General features: G+C 66.5%; 12 protein-coding genes and 3 rRNA genes. 5 read left to right on the top strand and 10 right to left on the bottom strand.

Annotated features, from left to right (window positions below; genetic code table 11):
* Positions 1-25 precede the first annotated feature (25 nt).
* The 5 genes from LCY71_RS16335 to LCY71_RS16315 are packed head-to-tail and all read left to right on the top strand — an operon-like array spanning position 26 to position 6,507.
* Positions 26-1,204, top strand: a complete 1,179-nt coding sequence (locus LCY71_RS16335; RefSeq protein WP_373325173.1) for an extracellular solute-binding protein — start codon at positions 26-28, stop codon at positions 1,202-1,204.
* Positions 1,204-2,817, top strand: coding sequence for an ABC transporter permease (locus LCY71_RS16330; protein ID WP_225334204.1), 1,614 nt, complete (start codon positions 1,204-1,206; stop codon positions 2,815-2,817). The genes LCY71_RS16335 and LCY71_RS16330 overlap by 1 nt, the downstream gene beginning before the upstream one ends.
* Entirely contained in the window at positions 2,807-3,934 is a 1,128-nt protein-coding gene (locus LCY71_RS16325; protein ID WP_225334203.1) for an ABC transporter ATP-binding protein, read from the top strand. The genes LCY71_RS16330 and LCY71_RS16325 overlap by 11 nt, the downstream gene beginning before the upstream one ends.
* Complete coding sequence (locus tag LCY71_RS16320; RefSeq protein ID WP_225334202.1) at positions 3,931-5,973, top strand: DUF7846 domain-containing protein; 2,043 nt, start codon at positions 3,931-3,933, stop codon at positions 5,971-5,973. The genes LCY71_RS16325 and LCY71_RS16320 overlap by 4 nt, the downstream gene beginning before the upstream one ends.
* 6 nt (positions 5,974-5,979) lie before the next feature.
* The gene (locus LCY71_RS16315; RefSeq protein ID WP_225334201.1) at positions 5,980-6,507 is read left to right on the top strand and encodes a gluconate 2-dehydrogenase subunit 3 family protein; all 528 of its coding nucleotides are present in this window, start codon (positions 5,980-5,982) and stop codon (positions 6,505-6,507) included.
* Between the two features lie 166 nt (positions 6,508-6,673).
* Here the strand turns inward: LCY71_RS16315 and rrf are convergent.
* The 10 genes from rrf to LCY71_RS16265 all read right to left on the bottom strand — a co-directional run bounded on the left by rrf (position 6,674) and on the right by LCY71_RS16265 (position 18,803).
* Positions 6,674-6,795, bottom strand: a 5S ribosomal RNA gene (gene rrf, locus LCY71_RS16310).
* A 128-nt stretch (positions 6,796-6,923) separates the two neighbouring features.
* Positions 6,924-9,847 (bottom strand): 23S ribosomal RNA (locus tag LCY71_RS16305).
* A gap of 375 nt (positions 9,848-10,222) precedes the next feature.
* Positions 10,223-11,695, bottom strand: a 16S ribosomal RNA gene (locus tag LCY71_RS16300).
* The 16S, 23S and 5S rRNA genes sit together here, the layout of an rRNA operon.
* 522 nt (positions 11,696-12,217) lie before the next feature.
* Positions 12,218-12,940 (bottom strand): dolichyl-phosphate hexose transferase, encoded by a 723-nt coding sequence (locus LCY71_RS16295; protein WP_225334200.1) that lies wholly within the window; start codon positions 12,938-12,940, stop codon positions 12,218-12,220.
* 62 nt (positions 12,941-13,002) lie between these two features.
* Positions 13,003-14,055, bottom strand: a complete 1,053-nt coding sequence (trmB, locus tag LCY71_RS16290; protein ID WP_225334199.1) for an HTH-type sugar sensing transcriptional regulator TrmB — start codon at positions 14,053-14,055, stop codon at positions 13,003-13,005.
* Positions 14,056-14,159: 104 nt separating this feature from the next.
* Positions 14,160-15,224 (bottom strand): glucose 1-dehydrogenase, encoded by a 1,065-nt coding sequence (locus LCY71_RS16285; protein ID WP_225334198.1) that lies wholly within the window; start codon positions 15,222-15,224, stop codon positions 14,160-14,162.
* A gap of 79 nt (positions 15,225-15,303) precedes the next feature.
* Entirely contained in the window at positions 15,304-16,368 is a 1,065-nt protein-coding gene (locus LCY71_RS16280) for a Gfo/Idh/MocA family protein (RefSeq protein WP_225334197.1), read from the bottom strand.
* Positions 16,369-16,408: 40 nt separating this feature from the next.
* Positions 16,409-16,615: a DUF8005 family protein gene (locus LCY71_RS16275; protein ID WP_225334196.1), complete on the bottom strand. Its 207-nt coding sequence runs from the start codon at positions 16,613-16,615 to the stop codon at positions 16,409-16,411.
* Entirely contained in the window at positions 16,615-17,808 is a 1,194-nt protein-coding gene (locus LCY71_RS16270; protein ID WP_225334195.1) for an ABC transporter ATP-binding protein, read from the bottom strand. Before LCY71_RS16270 ends, LCY71_RS16275 begins: the two co-directional genes overlap by 1 nt.
* Positions 17,809-17,810: 2 nt before the next feature.
* A complete protein-coding gene (locus LCY71_RS16265; RefSeq protein WP_225334194.1) occupies positions 17,811-18,803 on the bottom strand; it encodes a carbohydrate ABC transporter permease in 993 nt (330 codons plus the stop codon).

Raw genomic sequence — 18,803 nt, 5'->3', positions numbered from 1 at the left:
TGATTTAGGTAAGCCTAAAGTAATGATGGACGCACACGACGACGATGACGGACGGACCGTCGATTCCGGGTCCCGTCGCCGCTTTCTCGCGGCGTCCGGGGCCGCGGCCGCCTCGTCGCTCGCCGGCTGTTCCGGGGTTCTCACCGGGAGCTCCGACGACGGCGACAGCGGGTCAGTGGGCCTCTCGGACTTCCGGGGCTCCGGCCCGATGGTCGAGCAGCGCGGCGAACCCGACGGGACCAGCATCGACGAACTGCCTGACCTCTCCGGGAGTCTGACGGTCTACCTCGGCGGGGGCGAGGGCGGGCTGTACCTGACGCTGATCGAACTGCTGGAGCAGGAGTACGCCGACTTCGAGGTCCAGCACCAGCGAAACTCCTCCAGCGACCTCGCGAACACGATCATCGAGGAGAGCAAGGCCGGAGCGGTCCAGGCCGACGCCTTCCTCGCCGTCGACGCCGGCTCGCTGGGCACCGTCGCACGGGAGGGCGCCGCGGCGTCGCTGAGCGACGACGTGCTCGAACCCGTGCCCGACGCCTTCCAGGACGGCGAGGGCCGCTGGGTCGGCTTCGCCGGCCGGGCGCGTGCCGTCCCCTACAACACGAACGAGCTCTCGGCCGAGGACGTCCCGAGCTCCATCCAGGAGTTCCCCGAGAGCGACGCCCTGGCCGACGCGATGGGCTGGGGTCCCAGCTACGGGGCCTTCCAGTCGATGGTGACGGCGATGCGGCTCTCCCGCGGCGACGAGGCGACCCGCTCGTGGCTCGAAGCGATGCTGGACGCGGGGGTCACGCAGTACTCCAACGAGTGGGAGGTCTCCAACGCCGTCGCCGACGGCGAACTCAACGCCGGCTTCGCCAACCACTACTACGCGCTGCGCGTCCAGCGCGACCGGCCGGACGCCCCCATCGACCTGGCCTTCACCGAGAACGACGCCGGCGCGCTCGTCAACGTCTCCGGCGCGCAACTGCTCGACGGCAGCGAGAACGTCGACCTCGCGGAGAACTTCTTCCGCCACCTCCTCTCGGCGGAGGCCCAGGAGTTCTTCGCGACGCGGACCTTCGCGTACCCGATGATTCCAGGCGTCGAACCCGTCGGCGGCCTGCCGACCATCGACGAGTTGAACCCGCCAGACATCGACCTCACCGAGCTGGCTGACGTCTCCGGCACGGTGGACATGCTCCGCGACGTGGGCGCGCTCTGATGGCGACCGACGAACTCGACCGCGTCCGCGAGCAGGTCGGCGGGAAGACGACCGACAGCCGCGTCTCACGCCCGCTGGCCGCGGTCGGGTTCGGGATCGCGCTGCTCGTGCTCTCGCCGCTGGCGTGGCTCGTCCTGCGCGCCGCCGCCATCGAGCCGTCGCAGGCGATCGACTTGCTGACGCTCCCGACCACGATCGACGTCACGCTCAACTCGCTGGCGCTGGTCGCGGGCGTCACCGGCGCCTCGGTGGTGCTGGGCGTCCCGCTAGCCATCCTGACCGTCCAGACCGACCTTCCCTTTCGCCGGTTCTGGACGGTCACCAGCGCCCTGCCGCTCGTGATACCCAGCTACATCGGCGCGTTCGCCTTCGTCTCCGCGTTCGGCCCCCACGGCCTGCTCGCCGACCTCATCGGGGTCGAACTGCCGCCCATCTACGGGCTCCACGGCACCGTCTTCGTCCTGACGCTGTTCACCTACCCGTACGTCTTCCTGACGACGCGAGCGGCGCTGCTGTCGTTCGACGGGACCGTCGTCGAGGCGGCCCGGTCGCTGAACCACACGCGCTGGGAGGCGTTCAAGCGCGTGACGCTCCCGCAGATCACGCCGGGCATCGCCGCGGGCGCCCTGCTGGTCGCGCTGTACGCGCTGTCGGATTTCGGCACGCCCGCGATCATGAAGTACGACGTGTTCACCCGGATGATCTACAACGAGTTCAGGGGGAGTCGACTCGACTACGCCGCCGTCCTCTCGTTCCTCTTGCTCGCGATGGCGCTGGCCGTCCTCGCCGTCGAGTCCCGCATCAACGCCGGGCGCGACGGCGCCTACGTCAGCCGCGGGGCGCGCCGGCCCGGGGAGATCAAGCTCGGGAAGTGGAAGGCCCCCGCCCTGCTGTTCTGCGCGCTCGTCGCCACGCTCTGTCTCCTCCTCCCGGTCGGCATCCTCCTGCTGTGGCTGGTCCGGGGCGGCGAGGGCTACGCCGCCGGCGGATTCACGTTCGAGATGGTCTACGCCTGGAACTCCGTCTCGCTGGCGGCCGCGGCCGCCGCCGTCTGCGCGGTCGCCGCACTCCCGCTGGCGTACCTCTCGGCGCGCTCCGACTCCCGAATCGGATCGCTGCCCGACCGCATGAGCTACGTCGGCTACGCCGTCCCGGGCGTCGTGCTCGGACTGGCGCTGGTCTACCTCGGTCTGCGGTACGTCCCCTTCCTCTACCAGAGCGTGGTCCTGCTGGGGTTCGCCTACGTCGTCCGCTTCCTGCCCCAGGCCGTCGGGACGACCAAGTCCTCCCTGCTACAGGTCGACCCCAGCTACGTCGAGGCCGCGCGGTCGCTGGGTTACCCGCCGCTGTCGGCGTTCCGCCGGGTGGTCCTGCCGCTGGTCGCCCCCGGCATCGTCGCCGGCGGGGCGCTGGTCTTCCTGACGACGATGAAGGAGCTCCCGGCCACGCTGATGCTCAGACCGACCGGTTTCGAAACGTTCGTAACGTACATCTGGCTAGTTCGGGACGCAGGTTACTACGGGCAGGCGGCGGTTCCGGCGCTGGTGCTCGTCGCCGTCTCCGGACTCTCGATGCTCGTGATCCTCGGACGTGAAAAATACGATGCAACGTAACGACGTGACCCCGCCGGCCGAGTTCGACGCCGTCGAGACGGCCGTCGAGGACCCCACCGCGACGGTGCTGGAACTGGACGGCGTGACCAAGGAGTACGGCCCCGAGGCGGCCGTCGAGGAGCTCGATCTGTCCGTCCGCGACGGCGAACTCCTGACGTTGCTCGGGCCGTCGGGCTGTGGCAAGACCACCACGCTCCGAATGATCGCCGGCCTCGAACGGCCGTCCGGCGGCACCGTCACCATCGCCGGCGACCGGGTCGCCGACGACGAGGCGTACCGCAAGCCGGAGGAGCGCGACGTCGGCATCGTCTTCCAGGACTTCGCTCTCTTCCCGCACCTCTCCGTCGAGGAGAACGTCGCCTTCGGGCTGACGGACCGCGACGAGGACGCCACCGAGGAGCGCGTCGACGAGATGCTCGACCTCGTCGGTCTCCAGAACCACCGCGAGAAGATGCCCAGCCAGCTCTCGGGCGGCCAGCAGCAGCGCGTCGCCCTGGCGCGCTCGCTGGCGCCCGAGCCCGACGTCCTGCTGCTCGACGAGCCCTTCTCGAACCTGGACGTCCGCCTCCGCGTGGAGATGCGCGAGGAGGTCCGGCGCATCCTCAAGCGGGCCGGCGTCACCGCCGTCTCCGTCACCCACGACCAGGAGGAGGCGCTCTCGATTTCGGACCGGGTCGCCATCATGAACGACGGGACCATCGAGCAGGTCGGCGACCCCGCCGAGGTGTTCGAGAACCCCGAGTCCCGCTTCGTCGCCTCCTTCCTCGGCCAGGCGAGCTTCCTCTCGGCGCGGGTCGCAGACGATGCCATCGAAACCGCCATCGGCTCCTACGACACCGACCTCCTGAACGGCCCGATCGAGGCGTACGACGGCGCGCGCCTCGACGTGCTCGTCCGGCCGGACGACCTCCGGGCCGTCCCGACCAGCGAGCCCAAGGCCGACGGCTACGTCACCCACCGCCAGTACAACGGCCCCTCCTTCGTCTACCGGATCGCCCTCCACAGCGGCGACGAGGTCCACTGCCTCCACAACCACTCCGAGACCTTCGAGGCCGGCGAGCCCGTCGAGATCGACCTCCGGGCCGACCACTCGCTGGCCTGGTACCCCGCCGAATGAGATCCGCCGGCGACCTCCTCGGGTCGCTCGACCGCCGCCGCAGTTCGCTGCATCCCGTTCGCCGCCACCGCCTCGCGGTCGCCGGGCTGGCCGCCGTCGCCGCTCTCCTCGTCTACGCCGTCGCCCACGGCGTCTTTCCGTACCACACCTCTAACCACGACGAGGCCGTCTACCTCCAGCAGGCAGCGATGCTGCTGGACGGGCAGCTGTACCTCAGCCCTCCCGTCACCGAATCGTTCCACCCCTGGTTCTTCGTGGAGAGCGACGCGGGCCTCTACCCCAAGTACTCGCCCGTTCCGGCCGCGATGTTCGCGGTCGGCAAGTTACTGGGCGGGTACCGGATCGCGCTCGCGCTGATCGCGGCCGGCGTCGTCGCGCTCACGGCCCGGGTCGGCAGTGAGGTCTTCGGCCGCCGGACCGGCTACCTGGCCGCCGTTCTGCTGCTCGCCTCTCCGCTCTTCCTCCTGAACGCCTCGGTGTTCCTGCCCTACGTCCCCACGACCCTCTGGAACCTCGCGTTCGCCGCGGCGTACCTCCACGCCGACCGCACCGGGAGCCGACGGGCCGCCGCCGTCGCCGGCCTCGCGGTCGCCGCCGCCTTCTTCGCGCGGCCCTACACGGCCGTCCTCTTCGCGGCCCCGTTCGTCGCGCACGCGGTGTGGACCCTGCGGACCCTCGACCGGCCGGTCCTGCTCCGGCAGAGCCTCACCGGCGCGTTCGGCCTCCTCGGCGTCGTCGCGGCCCTCGGCTACAACGCCGTCGTCACGGGCGACCCGCTGCTCTTCCCCTACGAGGCGTTCGCACCCCGGGACGGACTGGGCTTCGGCCAGCGGGAGATCCTCGGCTACGAGCGCGACTACACACCCGCGCTCGCCCTGCGCGCCAACGCCGAGGTCCTGTGGGCCTACGCCGCCCGCTGGGTCGTCGCGGGCGCCCTCGGCACGCTGGCGGCGTTCCTCGGCCTCGCAGTCGCCGCCCGGCGCGGCCTCTCCGACCGTCAGGCCGTCGTCGCCGGAATCGGCCTCACCGTCCCGCTGGGCAACGTCTACTTCTGGGGCAACCTGAACGTCCTCGGCGACCTCGACGCCGCCGGCGACGGCCTGATCAGCTACCTCGGCCCCTACTACCACGTCGACCTGCTCGTCCCGACGGCGCTGTTCGCCGCCGTCGGTCTCCGGTTCGCCGGCCAGTGGATCCGCGAGGCCGTCCGATCCCGCCCTTTGATACCCCCGCGCACCGCCGTTGCCGCCCTGCTCGTCGGTGCCGCCGTCATCGGTGCCGCCGGGGTCGGAGCGACCGCGGCCCCGCTGGCCGACAACTACGCCGTCACGGAGCGCTACGAGACGGCCTACGAGCCCGTCGAGGACCGGTCGTTCGAACACGCGCTGGTCTTCCTCCCCACCCCCTACGGCGACTGGCTCAACCACCCCTTCCAGGCGCTCCGGAACGACCCCGGCTACGACGGCGACGCCGTCTACGCGCTCCGCGACCGGCAGTTCGCCGTCGTCGACGCCTTCCCGGACCGGACGCTGTACCGCTACACGTATCGCGGCCCCTGGGCACCGACGGCCGGTGCCACCGTCGAACCGCATCTCCAGGAGATCCGGCACGTCCGGGGAGAGAGCGTCTATCAGGACGTCGCCGCCGGCGTGCCCGACGGCGCGGAGCTGATCGCCGTCGAGATTGCCGCCAGCGGACAGCGCGACAGCACGACCGTCACCGCACCGTCGTCGTTCTCCGGGACGCTGACCGTCTCCAACGGCACCGCGACGCTCGCCGGCCCCGCGCTCGACGATTCCCTGTCCGTCCCCGTCGACGGCCGCGAGACGGTCGAGACGTCGATCTTCGTCGACTACGGGACCGGTGCCGGCTTCACCTACCGCCTCGAACACCCCGTCGACGCGGCCGGGGGCGCCGTCCGAGCGTTGACCCCCTACGCCGAGGTGTGTCGCGGCGCCGACCGCTGCGGCGGCGAATCCGCCTACGTCCCCGGCGCCCACCGCGACGGGATCCGCGTGAACGCCACGATCCACGACTGACCACCCATGACCGATCACGAACTCACCAGGCGCGACGCGCTCGTCGCACTCGGCGCCGTCGGTGCCGGCGCGCTCGCCTGGGACCGACTCGAAGCCGACCCGGACCGCGAGGGCTTCACCCCGGCCGAGCGCGACACGCTGACCGCTCTCGCCAAGACGATCTATCCCGACGCCGTGTCCGGAATCGACGCGTTCGTCGAACGCTACGTCGTCGGCCGCGTCGCCGACCGGCCCGACTACGCCGCCGGCGTGCACGAGGCGATCGCCGCACTCGACGACTACGCCGATTCCTGGGCCGACGGCCCCTTCCGAGAGCAGGATCCGGACGCGCGTGACGACCTGCTCCGCCGGATGGGCGTCGACGTCGCCGACGCCGCTCCCGACGGCACCGACCGCGAGCGCGTCCGCTACTACCTCGTGAACGACCTCCAGTACGCGCTGTACACGACGCCCACCGGGGGCGAGCTGGTCGGACTCGAGAACCCACAGGGCTACCCCGGCGGGGCCACCAGCTATCGACAGCCCCCGGAGTAGACGCACCCCGACGACCGTCGTCACTGTCCGTTCGAAACGTCGACTTCGATTAGTGCTGCCGCTGTTCGAAATACGAAACCCCGACCAGCGTGGCGACTGGCCGGGTTCGAAATGCGAAACCCCCCGAACAGCGCCGCTGCTGTTCGAGGGGTGATGAAGTATGAGTGGTAGGCGGCGAACCGGATTTCCCAGAGGCTCGCGCACTCCAGTACTCGCCGGAACGCAGGCGGGCTTAACTTCCGTGTTCGGGATGGGTACGGGTGTTGCCCCGCCGCTGTGGCCGCCTGAACGCCGATCCGCGGAATCGAACCGCGCATGGGCCAGTGATCGGTCGAACTCCGTGTATACGTGCGCTCCAGATTGCGCCTGGACGTGGGCGCCTGGCGTCTGCTGACCGTCACCGGTCAGAGACTATGAATGTGTGGCAGTCGGTCTGTTAGTGCTCGCGGACTGAACGCCTCGTCACCTCGGCGCGTACATCCCGAGTCTATCGACCTCGTCTTGTACGAGGGACCTCGGACGGCATCTCTTTTCCAGGTGGGTTTCGAGCTTAGATGCGTTCAGCTCTTACCCCGTGTGGCGTGGCTGCCCGGCAGCTGCCCTCTCGGACAACCGGTACACCAGTGGCCACCGTTCGTAGTTCCTCTCGTACTATACGAACGTTCCCGTCAGATGCCTTCACACCCCCAGTAGATAGCAGCCGACCTGTCTCACGACGGTCTAAACCCAGCTCACGACCTCCTTTAATAGGCGAACAACCTCACCCTTGCCCGCTGCTGCACGGGCAGGATGGAGGGAACCGACATCGAGGTAGCAAGCCACTCGGTCGATATGTGCTCTTGCGAGTGACGACTCTGTTATCCCTAAGGTAGCTTTTCTGTCATCAATTGCCCGCACCGAGCAGGCGAATTGGTTCGCTAGACCACGCTTTCGCGTCAGCGTTCCTCGTTGGGAAGAACACTGTCAAGCCATCTTTTGCTCTTGCACTCTTCGCCGGGTCTCCGTCCCGGCTGAGATGGCCTTGGGGCGCGCTCGATATCATTTCGAGCGCGTACCGCCCCAGTCAAACTGCCCGGCTATCTATGTCCTCCTCCCGGAGTGAGCGGCGCGGCCACTAGTGGGTAGTGTTTCATGAGTGACTCGGCGACGTGCTGGCGCACGCACCTGTGTAGCGTCTCCTACCTACCCTGCACACTAGCGGCCACACCACAACGACAGCCTGCAGTAAAGCTCTATAGGGTCTTCGCTTCCCCCTGGGGGTCTCCAGACTCCGCACTGGAACGTACAGTTCACCGGGCCCAGCGTTGGGACAGTGAGGTTCTCGTTAATCCATTCGTGCAAGCCGCTACTGAAGCGGCAAGGTACTACGCTACCTTAAGAGGGTCATAGTTACCCCCGCCGTTGACGGGTCCTTCTACCCATTGTACTGGGCGTTCAGATACCCGCACTGGGCAGGATTCAGTGACCGTACGAGTCCTTGCGGATTTGCGGTCACCTATGTTGTTACTAGACAGTCGGAACCTCCGAGTCACTGCGACCTGCTCCGTTCCGGAGCAGGCATCCCTTCTTCCGAAGGTACGGGACTAGATTGCCGAATTCCCTAACGCCGGTTGCTCCCGTTGGTCTTGGCTTTCGCAGCCAGGGCACCTGTGTCGGATCTCGGTACGGACACCATGCTCGCCTTTTCACGGGCCCAAGGTCGGTCTGACTTTCGCCGTCCCGCCGTTCGCTCGCTTCGTGCCATTACGGCTTCCACGAGCTTGAGCGGTTGGACCGGGCGATGGCCCGGCTCGGACTACCCCTGGGCGTCGGCTTTGAATGCATGGTGGCGCTGGAATATTAACCAGCTTCCCATGTCGTCTCATTCGAGTTACGGTGAGACTTAGGACCGGCTAACCCTCAGCTGATTGGCAGTGCTGAGGAACCCTTGCCCTTGAGACCATCGGGGTTCGCACCCGATTTTGGCTGTTACTATGGCCAGGATTGTCGTCACCGATCGGTCCACGCGAGCTCTCGCCCGAGCTTCCATCCGATCGGAGCGCCGACCTACGCGGTCAGGATCTGACTCCTGCGGTCAGGTCTCGGTGGCAGACTTGAGCCCCGATCATTTTCGGCGCCTCGAACCTCGGCCGGTAAGCTGTTACGCTTTTCTTGGAGGGTAGCTGCTTCTAAGCTCACCTCCCGGCTGTCTAGGGCTCGAGACCACCTTCGATCGCACTTAGTCTGCACTTTGGGACCTTAACCCGACTCTGGGTTGTCTCCCTCATGGTACACAGGCTTACCCCGCGCACCGGACTCCCCGCGTCGACAGCGTTCGTGAGTTTGGAGTTCGACAGGATGGCCGACCTCTCTCGAGGGCGGTCCATCCAATCGGTCGCTCTACCCCACGAACTACCTCGGCGGAGGTCATGCTTCGACATGTTTCGGTCGGAACCAGCTGTTTCCGGACTCGATGGGCCTTTCACCCCTACACGTAGGTCACGAGAGGGTATTGTAAGACACCAACTCTAACGGGCCTCCACGCGCCTTTCGGCACGCTTCGCCCTGCCTACGCGTAGATCGTCCGGTTTCGGGTCGTGTCCGCGGGACTCCCCGCCCTTGAAGACGGCGACCCTGGCGCAAAGCGCTGCGGTCGTGTCGGTTTCCCTATGCCTTCCCGGATGAACCGGTTAGACTCGCCTCGCAGACACACTCCCTGGCTCGTTTTTCAAAACGCACGACGGAACACCGGCTCTCTGTGGTTCCTACTGCGGACTCGCGTCCGGGTCGTTTCCCGCAGAGCCTTTCGTGCCCCGTCGCTCGATAACCACCTGAGTTCAGGCCCTATTGCACCTCCCTTCTGAGGGTGCTTTTCAGCGTTCGCTCGCGCTACTTGTTCGCTATCGGTCTCGAGAAGTGTTTAGCCTTGGCCGTACGATGCCGGCCTCGATTCTCGCGGGATATCCAACCCACGATACTCCGGTACTGGCGCACGTCGTACCGATCTTCGTTACGGGGCTTTCACCCTGTTTCGCGCTTCGTTCCAGAAGACTTCACGAAAACCGTCCGACGATGGGAGCCAGCCCGTACACCACATTGCCCGTGAGGGCTTCGGTTTGGGCTGTGCCGCGTTCACGCGCGGTTACTAACGGTATCACGTTCGTTTTCTCTTCCTGCCGGTACTGAGATGTTTCAATTCCCGGCGTTCCCCATTGCGCGAAGCAATTGCGATGGAGATTCTCATTCGGAAATCCTGAGTTCTTCCCCTCCGTGCGGGTCCCTCAGGCTTATCGCAGCTTGGCACGTCCTTCGTCGGCTCTCGAGCCGAGCCATCCACCAGGTGGCGTTACAGCCACTTGGATCTCGATGCTCTGTGTGACAAGCACACTGAGCAGTATGCGGCGACCACGTCCAGTGGACGCCTGGAGCGCACGTACACACGGTGTCATTTACACGCCTGTGGCGGCAGTGCGTGCATCGACCCTTCCCGCCCTCGCTCGCACGGGGCGGTGCATCGATCGTTCGTACCACGACCAAACCGAGTGTCCCACTTAAGGAACACGGTTCGAATCGCAGTACGGGAAACGGATCCGCCGGGAGTTGCACCCGACATCCCCGAACGGGGACATCCGCCTCGGATGGATCTCGGCGAGCCCTGACGGGCCCAACACGGCGGGGCTGTCACGAGGACAGCCCCTGTAGGTGGGCCTGGCCCGAAGGCCAGGTCCCGGTCAGTAGGAGGTGATCCAGCCGCAGATTCCTCTACGGCTACCTTGTTACGACTTAAGCCCCCTTGCGAAGCCCGGATTTGACCTGGGAATCCAGGCCTCATCCGGACCTCACTCGGGTGCTTTGACGGGCGGTGTGTGCAAGGAGCAGGGACGTATTCACCGCGCGCTTCTGACACGCGATTACTACCGAATCCAGCTTCATGTGGGCGAGTTTCAGCCCACAATCCGAACTACGATCGGGTTTCAGGGATTACCGCTACCTCTCGGTATTGGAACCCGTTGTCCCGACCATTGTAGCCCGCGTGTTGCCCGGCCCATTCGGGGCATGCTGACCTACCGTTGCCCGCTCCTTCCTCCGACTTAGCGTCGGCGGTCTCCGTAATGTACCCGACTACCACAAGGGTATCGCTGGCAATTACGGACACGGGTCTCGCTCGTTACCTGACTTAACAGGATGCCTCACGGTACGAGCTGACGGCGGCCATGCACCTCCTCTCAGTAACGTCGGGTAAGATCGTCAAACTGACCGTCATCATTACTGTCGGGACCGGTGAGATGTCCGGCGTTGAGTCCAATTAAACCGCAGGCTCCTCCGGTTGTGGTGCTCCCCCGCCAATTCCTTTAAGTTTCATCCTTGCGGACGTACTTCCCAGGCGGCCTGCTTAGCGCCTTCGCTGCGGCACACCGCGCGCTCGTGGCGAGCGGCGCACCTAGCAGGCATCGTTTACAGCTGGGACTACCCGGGTATCTAATCCGGTTCGAGACCCCAGCTTTCGTCCCTCACCGTCGGGTCCGGTCTCTCGACGTGCTTTCGCCATCGGTGGTCCGTCCAGGATTATAGGATTTCACTCCTACCCCGGACGTACCCGTCGAGTCTCCCGGCCCCAAGCCGAGCAGTTTCCACCGGACGCCGGCTCGTTAGGCGAGCCGATTTCCCGATGGACTTGCACGGCGGGCTACGGACGCTTTAGGCCCAATAAGATCGGCCATCACTCGGACTGCCGGTATTACCGCGGCGGCTGGCACCGGTCTTGCCCAGTCCTTGTTCCTGTACCACCCTACGGTACAGAAAAGCGAGGGCGCTATGCCCTCGCACTCGGAGTCCCCTTATCGCACTGGCGTGCAGTGTAAAGGTTTCGCGCCTGCTGCGCCCCGTAGGGCCCGGTATCTTGTCTCAGATACCGTCTCCAGGCTCTTGCTCTCACAACCTGTACCGATTATCGGCACGGTGGGCCGTTACCCCACCGTCTACCTAATCGGCCGCAGCCACATCCTACAGCGCCGGAGCGTTTCCGGCTGCCGGTGTTCAAACCTGGCAGCCGTATTCGAGATTGGCCTCAGTTTCCCGAGGTTATCCCGATCTGTAGGGCAGTTCGGCCACGTGTTACTGAGCTATCTGCCACGGGTCTAAACCCGTACGACTAGCATGGCTAAATCGGACTCCGATAGCAATGGCCTCCGGCAGGATCAACCGGAATGTGCTGGCATACACCAGCGGCGGAAGTGGTTACACTCCATTGGAAGCGTCACACTGATATCCATATCAGTGCCATTGTGTTGGGTCCGTCAGGGCTCATATCAGATTCCTCCTGTACGGCGGACCGCAGGGCTGGAATCCTCATCGGTTCGCGAGAGGCGGCTGACGTGACGTCAGCGCGACGCGCTCTCGCTCGGACCGGCCGGAGTTGTCAGAGACGAACCGGCCGGACCTCGCCGGGTCACCCCGGCGCGACCTTCGCATTCATTCCGATGGGTGGGTGACGGATAAACCCGTCGTCTCGAAACGGCCGTGAGAAGGGAGGACAAAGGGATCGGTTGGGGAATGAGTCTCACACGGGGTATAAAAGTCGATCTCGCGGGATAGGGCGACGTTACCGGCGGGAAGCGGACCGGATCGACGGTCGCGCCGCGACCTGCGCGTGCAGCGGGAAGAGACGTGTCACGAGACGTCGCGTACGGACGGTCCGTGTCCGTGAGAACGACGCGACGCCGGCGCTCGGCTATCTGAGCTGCTCTTCCAGGCAGACCTTCACGATGGACTTCGCGATGGCCGCGCCTCCGGAGAGCGGGTCGAGTTTCGTCTCTCCGGCGCGCTCGCGGTACTCGATGGGGACCTCACGCACGTCGTACTCCCGCATGAGGGGGCGGACGAGCAGTTCGGCGGAGAGTCCGGTGTTCTCCGTCCATCGGATCTTCCGGATCACCTCGCGCCTGTACGCGCGCATGCCGGTTGTCGTGTCGTGGACGCGCTCGCCCATCAGGGCGCTCGCGAGCAGTGCGAACGCCCGGTTGCCCAGACGGTTGACGTCGGGCATGGCGTCCGCCCCCCAGTAGAGGCGGTCCCCGCTGACGACGTCGGCCCCGTCGTTGATCTCCTCGAGGAGGTCCGGTAGGCGCTCCATCGGATAGGTGTCGTCGCAGTCGGTCGTGACGACGACGGGGCGATCGGCGGCGAGCAGCGCCTCGCGGACGGCCACGCCGTACCCCTGGGGTTCCTGCTCGATGACCCGGGCCCCGTGGTCGCGCGCGATCTCCGGCGTCCGGTCGCTGGAGCCGTCGACGCAGACGACCTCGGCCCGGCCGTCCGTGACCTCGTCGATGTCCGAGAGAACGGTTCCGATGGCCTCCTCCTCGTTGTACGTACCCATGACGACCGACAGGTCGTCGAACGTGTACTCGTCCGACGCGCCCGTCGCGTCCGACTGGTCGGCCTGCTGGTGCATTACCAGCCACTCACCACTGGATCGCCTTGAACTTTTAGGTTGGCCAAAATCAGGGGTGACCGTCACAGCCCCGGCGGCGAGTCCCGTCCGACGGCTATCTCGAAGGCCTCGATGTCCTCGTAGGCGGCAACCCGGTCGCCGACAGCGACCTCCCCGTCGTCGGTCTCGACGGTCATCGTCGCGACCTCGCGGTTGGTGCCGAACTCCACCTCGCCGATCCGCCCCTCGAGGACCCAGTGCTCGCCCGACTCGACGTCCCGGCCCTCGACGGTGGCGTAGAAGTCGCCCTCCAGGGACTGGATGTCGGAGATGGCCCGGCGGATGGTACCGTACTTCCGCGGGAAGGGCAGGTGCTCGCCGTCGGCGGTGATGACCTCCGCGGTGGTCCAGATGACCGTGTTGAGGAACCCGGAGATCAGAAAGCCGAGTTCGGAGCGGTTGAAGATGACGCCGTAGCGGTCGTTGCTCCCCTGGACGCTCTCGCGGCTGGCGTACAGCGAGTAGCTCCCGTCGGCCACCGCGATGATCGGCGTCGTGATACCGCGACGTCCCTTGACGGTCGAGGCGACCGAGTGGTAGTCGAACGAGTCGGGATCGGGCGCCTCCTCCGCGGGCGAGACAACCACCTCGATGGCCACGCCATCGGACTGGCGCTCGGCGAGCGTGTCCGCGTATCGCTCCAGCAGGCGCGGCGTCAGCGAGAGCATCAGTTCGTACTCGGCGGCTCCGATGACGTCCTCGAGGTACCGGAGGATGGTCGGCTTGGACTTGACCAGCGACACGGCCTCGGGCTTGCGCGTTGGCTCGGTGTAGCGCTGGGAGAGGTCGTCGACGAGGTCGTCGAGCGACTGCTGTACTCCCTCGAAGGCGTCTCGCGGGTCGATCGCGAGCACCTTCATGGGCCGGGTGTCCTTCAGTTCGACGAGGCCGACGTCGCTGAGGCTCCGGACGGTGTCGTAGACCCGTGGCTGAGGGATGTCCGTGCGGTCGGCCAGTTCCGATGCGGTCAGTTCGCCGTGTTCCAGGACCGCCAGGTACGCCGTGACCTCGTACTCCCCGAGGTCGAAGACGGTGATCACCCGCTCGATGGCGTCCCGGAGGTCGTCGCCTGGCATGGGCGGGGATTAGCCGACCCCCCACATGAGCGTTCCGACGATGGAGGCCGGTCGGGGTCGACTACTCCGCATCCCCCGACCGGGGTTGCGGGAGAAAGCGGCGCCTACGGCGACTCGAACTCGACGACGGCCTTGATCTGGTCGTCGCCGTCCTCGAAGGCCGGGTCGACGTCTTCGGGATCGGTGACGGTCGTGATCAGGTGATCTAGGAGGTCGTCGGGCATCGCGGAGACGGTGTCGACGGCGCCGTCGAAGTGGTTGATACCGGCGTTGACCGAGCCGAGGATGCACTTGTTGTGGAGGACGATGTCGTTGTGCAGCTGGCCGCCGTCGACCTCGAACTCCCACGAGTCCGGGATGCCCAGCAGCGCGCCGACGCCGTTGGGCGCGAGCGCCTGGATGGTCTGGAACGCGTGGGGCGCGTAGCCCGTGGCCTCGTAGACGAAGTCCAGCGCCTCGTGCTCGTCGGGAATCTCGTCGACGGGCGTCTCCCGCGAGTCGACGTAGGTCGCGCCGACCTCGTCGATGAACTCCAGCGTGGGGTCGGGCCGGTCGCGCCGGCCGAGGCAGTAGGTCCGGTCGAACTCCTGTGTGAGCTGCCACAGCGTCAGCAGTCCCAGCGGACCGTTGCCCAGCACGGCGGCGGCCTCGGGCCGCCACTCGAACGCGGACCGGGAGGCGCGGGCGTGTTCGAGGGCCTTCTCGGTGTTCGAGAGCGGCTCGACGAAGACGCCGTACTCGGCCAGGTCCTCGGGGATGGGAATCAGGAAGTCAGCCGGGCTGGTGAAGTACTCGGACATGTAGCCGTGGTCGCCGACGATGCCCCGCTCGTGGTAGGCGCCGTCGGGGGCCATGTCCGGCTCGCCGCGGCGGAAGTACTCGTTGGTCTCGCCGTTGGGCTTCCGGCGGACGGTCGGGACGACGAGCTGGCCCTCGTCGAGCCCGGTGCCGTTGGGGTCCTCGACGCGGCCGACGGCCTCGTGGCCGAGGACCATGTGGTCCTCGTCCTCGGGGAAGCCGCCGTGGGACCCGCTGAGGACCTCGTGGTCGGTCCCGTCGACGCCGACCCGGAGCGTCCGGACGAGCGCCTCCCCGTCGGCCGGCTCCGGCCGGGGCTTTTCGATCAGTTCCGGTTCGTCGCTCCCGCGACGGATGGCAACGGCTTTCATACTGAGTTAGTAACTCGATTCCGAATTAAGTCTTTACAACGGCCGCCGCGCCGGGCGGGGCGTCGCGGTGAACGCCCGCTCAGCGAACGGTGACGGCTTCGCCGCGCTCGCTGGACCGGTAGATGGCGTCCATGATCTTCTGGACGACGAACGCCTCCTCGACGGTGTTCATCTCGGGGTGTTCGTCCCGGGCGACGTGTTCGAGGAAATACTCCTCCTCGACGGCGTGGGGTTCGTCGCCGGCCGTCTCGATCTCGATGTCCCGGTGGTGGGACGCGCCCTGCGGCGTCGTCTCCAGGACCTCCAGGGAGTCGGTGGCCATATCGAGGTGCGCGCCCGCGCCGGTGCCCCGGATCACGATCTCCTGGGTGGGGTGTCGGTTCGTCGCCCAGGCGACCTCCAGCGAGAGGGTCTTGCCGCCCTCGCAGCGGACGAAGGCCGTCGCGGAGTCGTCGACGTCGAAGGCGCCCGAGCCCTGGTCCTCGCCCCACATGTCGATGTAGGTGTAGTCCTCCTCGGTGCCGAACTGCGAACGCGTCTGGGCGGAGACTTCGTGGACCTCGGGGAAGCCCATGAGGTGCAGGCCGAGGTCGAGCGCGTGGGTCCCGATGTCGATGACGGAGCCGCCGCCGGAGACCTCCTTGCGGGTGAACCAGCTGCCCCGCCCCGGGACGCCGCGGCGGCGGACGTAGTTCGCCTCGATGTGGTTGACCTCGCCCATGTCGCCGTCGAGGCGGTACTGGTTGAGGACCTTGACGGGGTCCCGGAAGCGGTTGTGGAAGCCGACCATGCAGAAGGCGTCTGACTCCTCGGCCGTCTCCACGACCCGCTCGGCGCTCTCCAGCGTGTGCGCCAGCGGCTTCTCGACGAGCACGTCGACGCCCGCCTCGAGGCTGGCTACGACGTACTCCTCGTGGAAGCGGTTCGGCGTCGAGACGATGACGGCGTCCACCGTCTCGAACATCTTCTGGGGATCGGCGAACGTCTCCGCCCCGTACTCCTCGGCGAACGTTCGGCGCGCCGCCTCCTCGATGTCGGTCCCGGCCGCGACGATGGCGCCGACCTCGCGAACCGCGTCCGCGTGGAAGTGAGCGATGTTCCCGAGGCCGATGAACCCAAGGCGCAAGTCTTCGATGGCCGTCATGGACGTAGCTCCCGTGGTGCTGATAATAAATGCAAGGAATTCAGTACAGCTGTTGTTCCTTTTCTTCGCGTTCCCGCTCCTCCTCGCGTTTTTCCTCCAGCTCTTTACGCCCGCGTCTATACCGAAGGACGGCCGGGATGTACTTGTACCTGAGGTCCCGGGCAAAGGAGACGATCCCGTAGACCCAGAAGAAGAACAGGACCACCATGCCGCCCCAGTAGACGGCGGCGACGACGTCCGCGGCCATCAGTCGTCCGTCTCCGCGCGCGTGTCCGCCGGCTCGCCGCCGGTCGGCGAGACGAGGTCGTGGGTCAGCGCGTCGCCGGTCGCCGCGTCGAACAGGTGGATCTTCTCCCGGTCGAGGACGACCTGGATGTCGTCGTCCTCCTGGATGGGCGAGTCGGGCTCGATCGACATCAGCAGCTGGTCGCTGGAGGCCGTCTCCTGGGCCATGGAGGTCTCGCCCTCGCCCATCAGGAGGTAGGCGAAGATCTCGTCGCCCATCGGCTCCAGCACGTCCGTCCTGGCGTCGATCGGCGCCGACGGGTGCGCGATCTCGTCCGTCTCGCGCGCCGGGTGGACGTTCTCGGGGCGGACGCCCATCGTCACCTGGTCGCCGACGGCGAGGCCGTCGATGGTGGCGGGATCGAACTCGACGTGGAAGTGCTCGGTCTCGACGCCGTTCTCGTCGACGGTGCCTTCGACGAAGTTCATCGACGGTGAGCCGATGAAGCCGGCGACGAAGAGGTTCGCGGGCTCGTTGTAGCAGACCAGCGGCGGGTCGATCTGCTGGAGTTCGCCCGAGTCGATGACGGCGATGCGATCGGACATGGTCATCGCCTCCGCCTGGTCGTGGGTGACGTAGACGATGGTGGTGTCCAGTTCCTTGTGGAGGCGCTGGAGTTCGGTCCGCATGTGGACCCGCAGCTTCGCGTCGAGGTTGGCCAGCGGCTCGTCCATCAGGAAGACGTCCGGCTCGCGGACGATCGCGCGGGCGATGGCGACGCGCTGGCGCTGGCCGCCGGACATCTCGTCGGGCATCCGGTCGAGCATGCCCTCGAGCTGGACGATGTCCGCGGCCCGCTCGACGCGGCGGTCGATCTCGTCCTGCGGGTAGTCTCGCAACCGCAGGCCGAAGCTGACGTTGTCGTAGACGTCCATGTGCGGGAACAGGGCGATGTTCTGGAACACCATCGCCACCCCGCGGTCCTTCGGCGGGAGCCTCGTGACGTCCCTGTCGCCGATGTAGACCGTCCCCTCGGTGGGCTGGGTCAGACCGGCGATGGTCTCCATCGTCGTCGACTTCCCGCAGCCCGAGGGGCCGACCAGACAGACGAACTCTCCGTCCTCTATGTCGAGGTTCATGTCGTCGACGGCGACAACGCCGCCTTCGCCGTCGTCGTAGCGCTTCGTGACGTGTTCGAGTTTGACTCGTGCCATTGTTATTCCTTGAGTGCTCCTGCTGTCAGTCCGCTGACGATGCGCTCCTGCGCGACGACCACCAGGATGACGACGGGCAGGACGCCGACGATGCTCGCCGCCGCCATCAGGTTGAACGACGTCGTGTACTGGGTCTGGTACCGGAGAATGCCGCCCACGATTGGCGACCAGTTGCCTGGCTGCGGCGAGGTCGCCATGATCGAGCTGAAGAAGTACTCGTTGTACACCGCGATGAACGTCAGCACGGCGGCGCTGGCGACGCCCGGGGCCGACAGCGGCATGATCACGCGGAAGAGCGCGCCGAGCCGCGTCGTCCCCTCGACCCGGGCGGCGTCCTCCAGGCCGTCGGGGATCTGCGCGTAGAACGTCGTCAGGATGAAGATCGAGAGCGGCATGAACAGCGCGCTGAACGGCATCACCATCGCGCCTGGCGTGTTCAGTACTTCGATCGACGTGAACAGCGGGACGTCCGTGAAGGGGATGGTCACCGCGCCGCCGGAGAAGACGTCGTACAGCGGGACGACGAACGCCGCCGGCGGGAAGTAGCTGATCGCCAGGATGGCGAGCATCAGGATCGCCCGACCGGGGAAGTCCAGCCGGCCGAAGACGTAGCCGGCGAGGCTGGAGACCACCAGCACGATGATCGTCGTCGAGACGGCCAGCGTGAAGCTGTTCAGCATGTACAGGTGGAAGGGGACCTGCTCGAAGACGGCGACGAACGCCTCGGGGTTGAACCCCTGCGGCACGGGCAGCGGGAACGGGATGTCCGCGCCGAACAGGTCGATCTCGGGGATGAACCCGCCGCCGGTGATCTGCGCGTTCGGCGTCAGCGCCAGCACCAGTAGCCAGTAGAACGGGAACAGGGTGGTGACGCCGAAGAACAGCATCGCCGTGTAGAACAGCGCGCGGTACACGCGGTCCGGGTTGTCGATGGCCCGCTGCGTCCACCTGTTGAGCGGTCCTTGCGGTTCGTCGGTGTCGATGTCCGTCGCCAT

This window comes from Halomicrobium urmianum, from assembly GCF_020217425.1.
GTDB lineage: Archaea > Halobacteriota > Halobacteria > Halobacteriales > Haloarculaceae > Halomicrobium > Halomicrobium urmianum.
This window is presented reverse-complemented; position numbering and strand designations above follow the sequence as displayed.

Coding starts and splice junctions, on each gene's coding strand:
- LCY71_RS16335 (WP_373325173.1), top strand. CDS start 26: ATGGACGCACACGACGACGATGACGGACGGACCGTCGATTCCGGGTCC.
- LCY71_RS16330 (WP_225334204.1), top strand. CDS start 1,204: ATGGCGACCGACGAACTCGACCGCGTCCGCGAGCAGGTCGGCGGGAAG.
- LCY71_RS16325 (WP_225334203.1), top strand. CDS start 2,807: ATGCAACGTAACGACGTGACCCCGCCGGCCGAGTTCGACGCCGTCGAG.
- LCY71_RS16320 (WP_225334202.1), top strand. CDS start 3,931: ATGAGATCCGCCGGCGACCTCCTCGGGTCGCTCGACCGCCGCCGCAGT.
- LCY71_RS16315 (WP_225334201.1), top strand. CDS start 5,980: ATGACCGATCACGAACTCACCAGGCGCGACGCGCTCGTCGCACTCGGC.
- LCY71_RS16295 (WP_225334200.1), bottom strand. CDS start 12,940: ATGCACCAGCAGGCCGACCAGTCGGACGCGACGGGCGCGTCGGACGAG.
- trmB (WP_225334199.1), bottom strand. CDS start 14,055: ATGCCAGGCGACGACCTCCGGGACGCCATCGAGCGGGTGATCACCGTC.
- LCY71_RS16285 (WP_225334198.1), bottom strand. CDS start 15,224: ATGAAAGCCGTTGCCATCCGTCGCGGGAGCGACGAACCGGAACTGATC.
- LCY71_RS16280 (WP_225334197.1), bottom strand. CDS start 16,368: ATGACGGCCATCGAAGACTTGCGCCTTGGGTTCATCGGCCTCGGGAAC.
- LCY71_RS16275 (WP_225334196.1), bottom strand. CDS start 16,615: ATGGCCGCGGACGTCGTCGCCGCCGTCTACTGGGGCGGCATGGTGGTC.
- LCY71_RS16270 (WP_225334195.1), bottom strand. CDS start 17,808: ATGGCACGAGTCAAACTCGAACACGTCACGAAGCGCTACGACGACGGC.
- LCY71_RS16265 (WP_225334194.1), bottom strand. CDS start 18,803: ATGGCGACGGACATCGACACCGACGAACCGCAAGGACCGCTCAACAGG.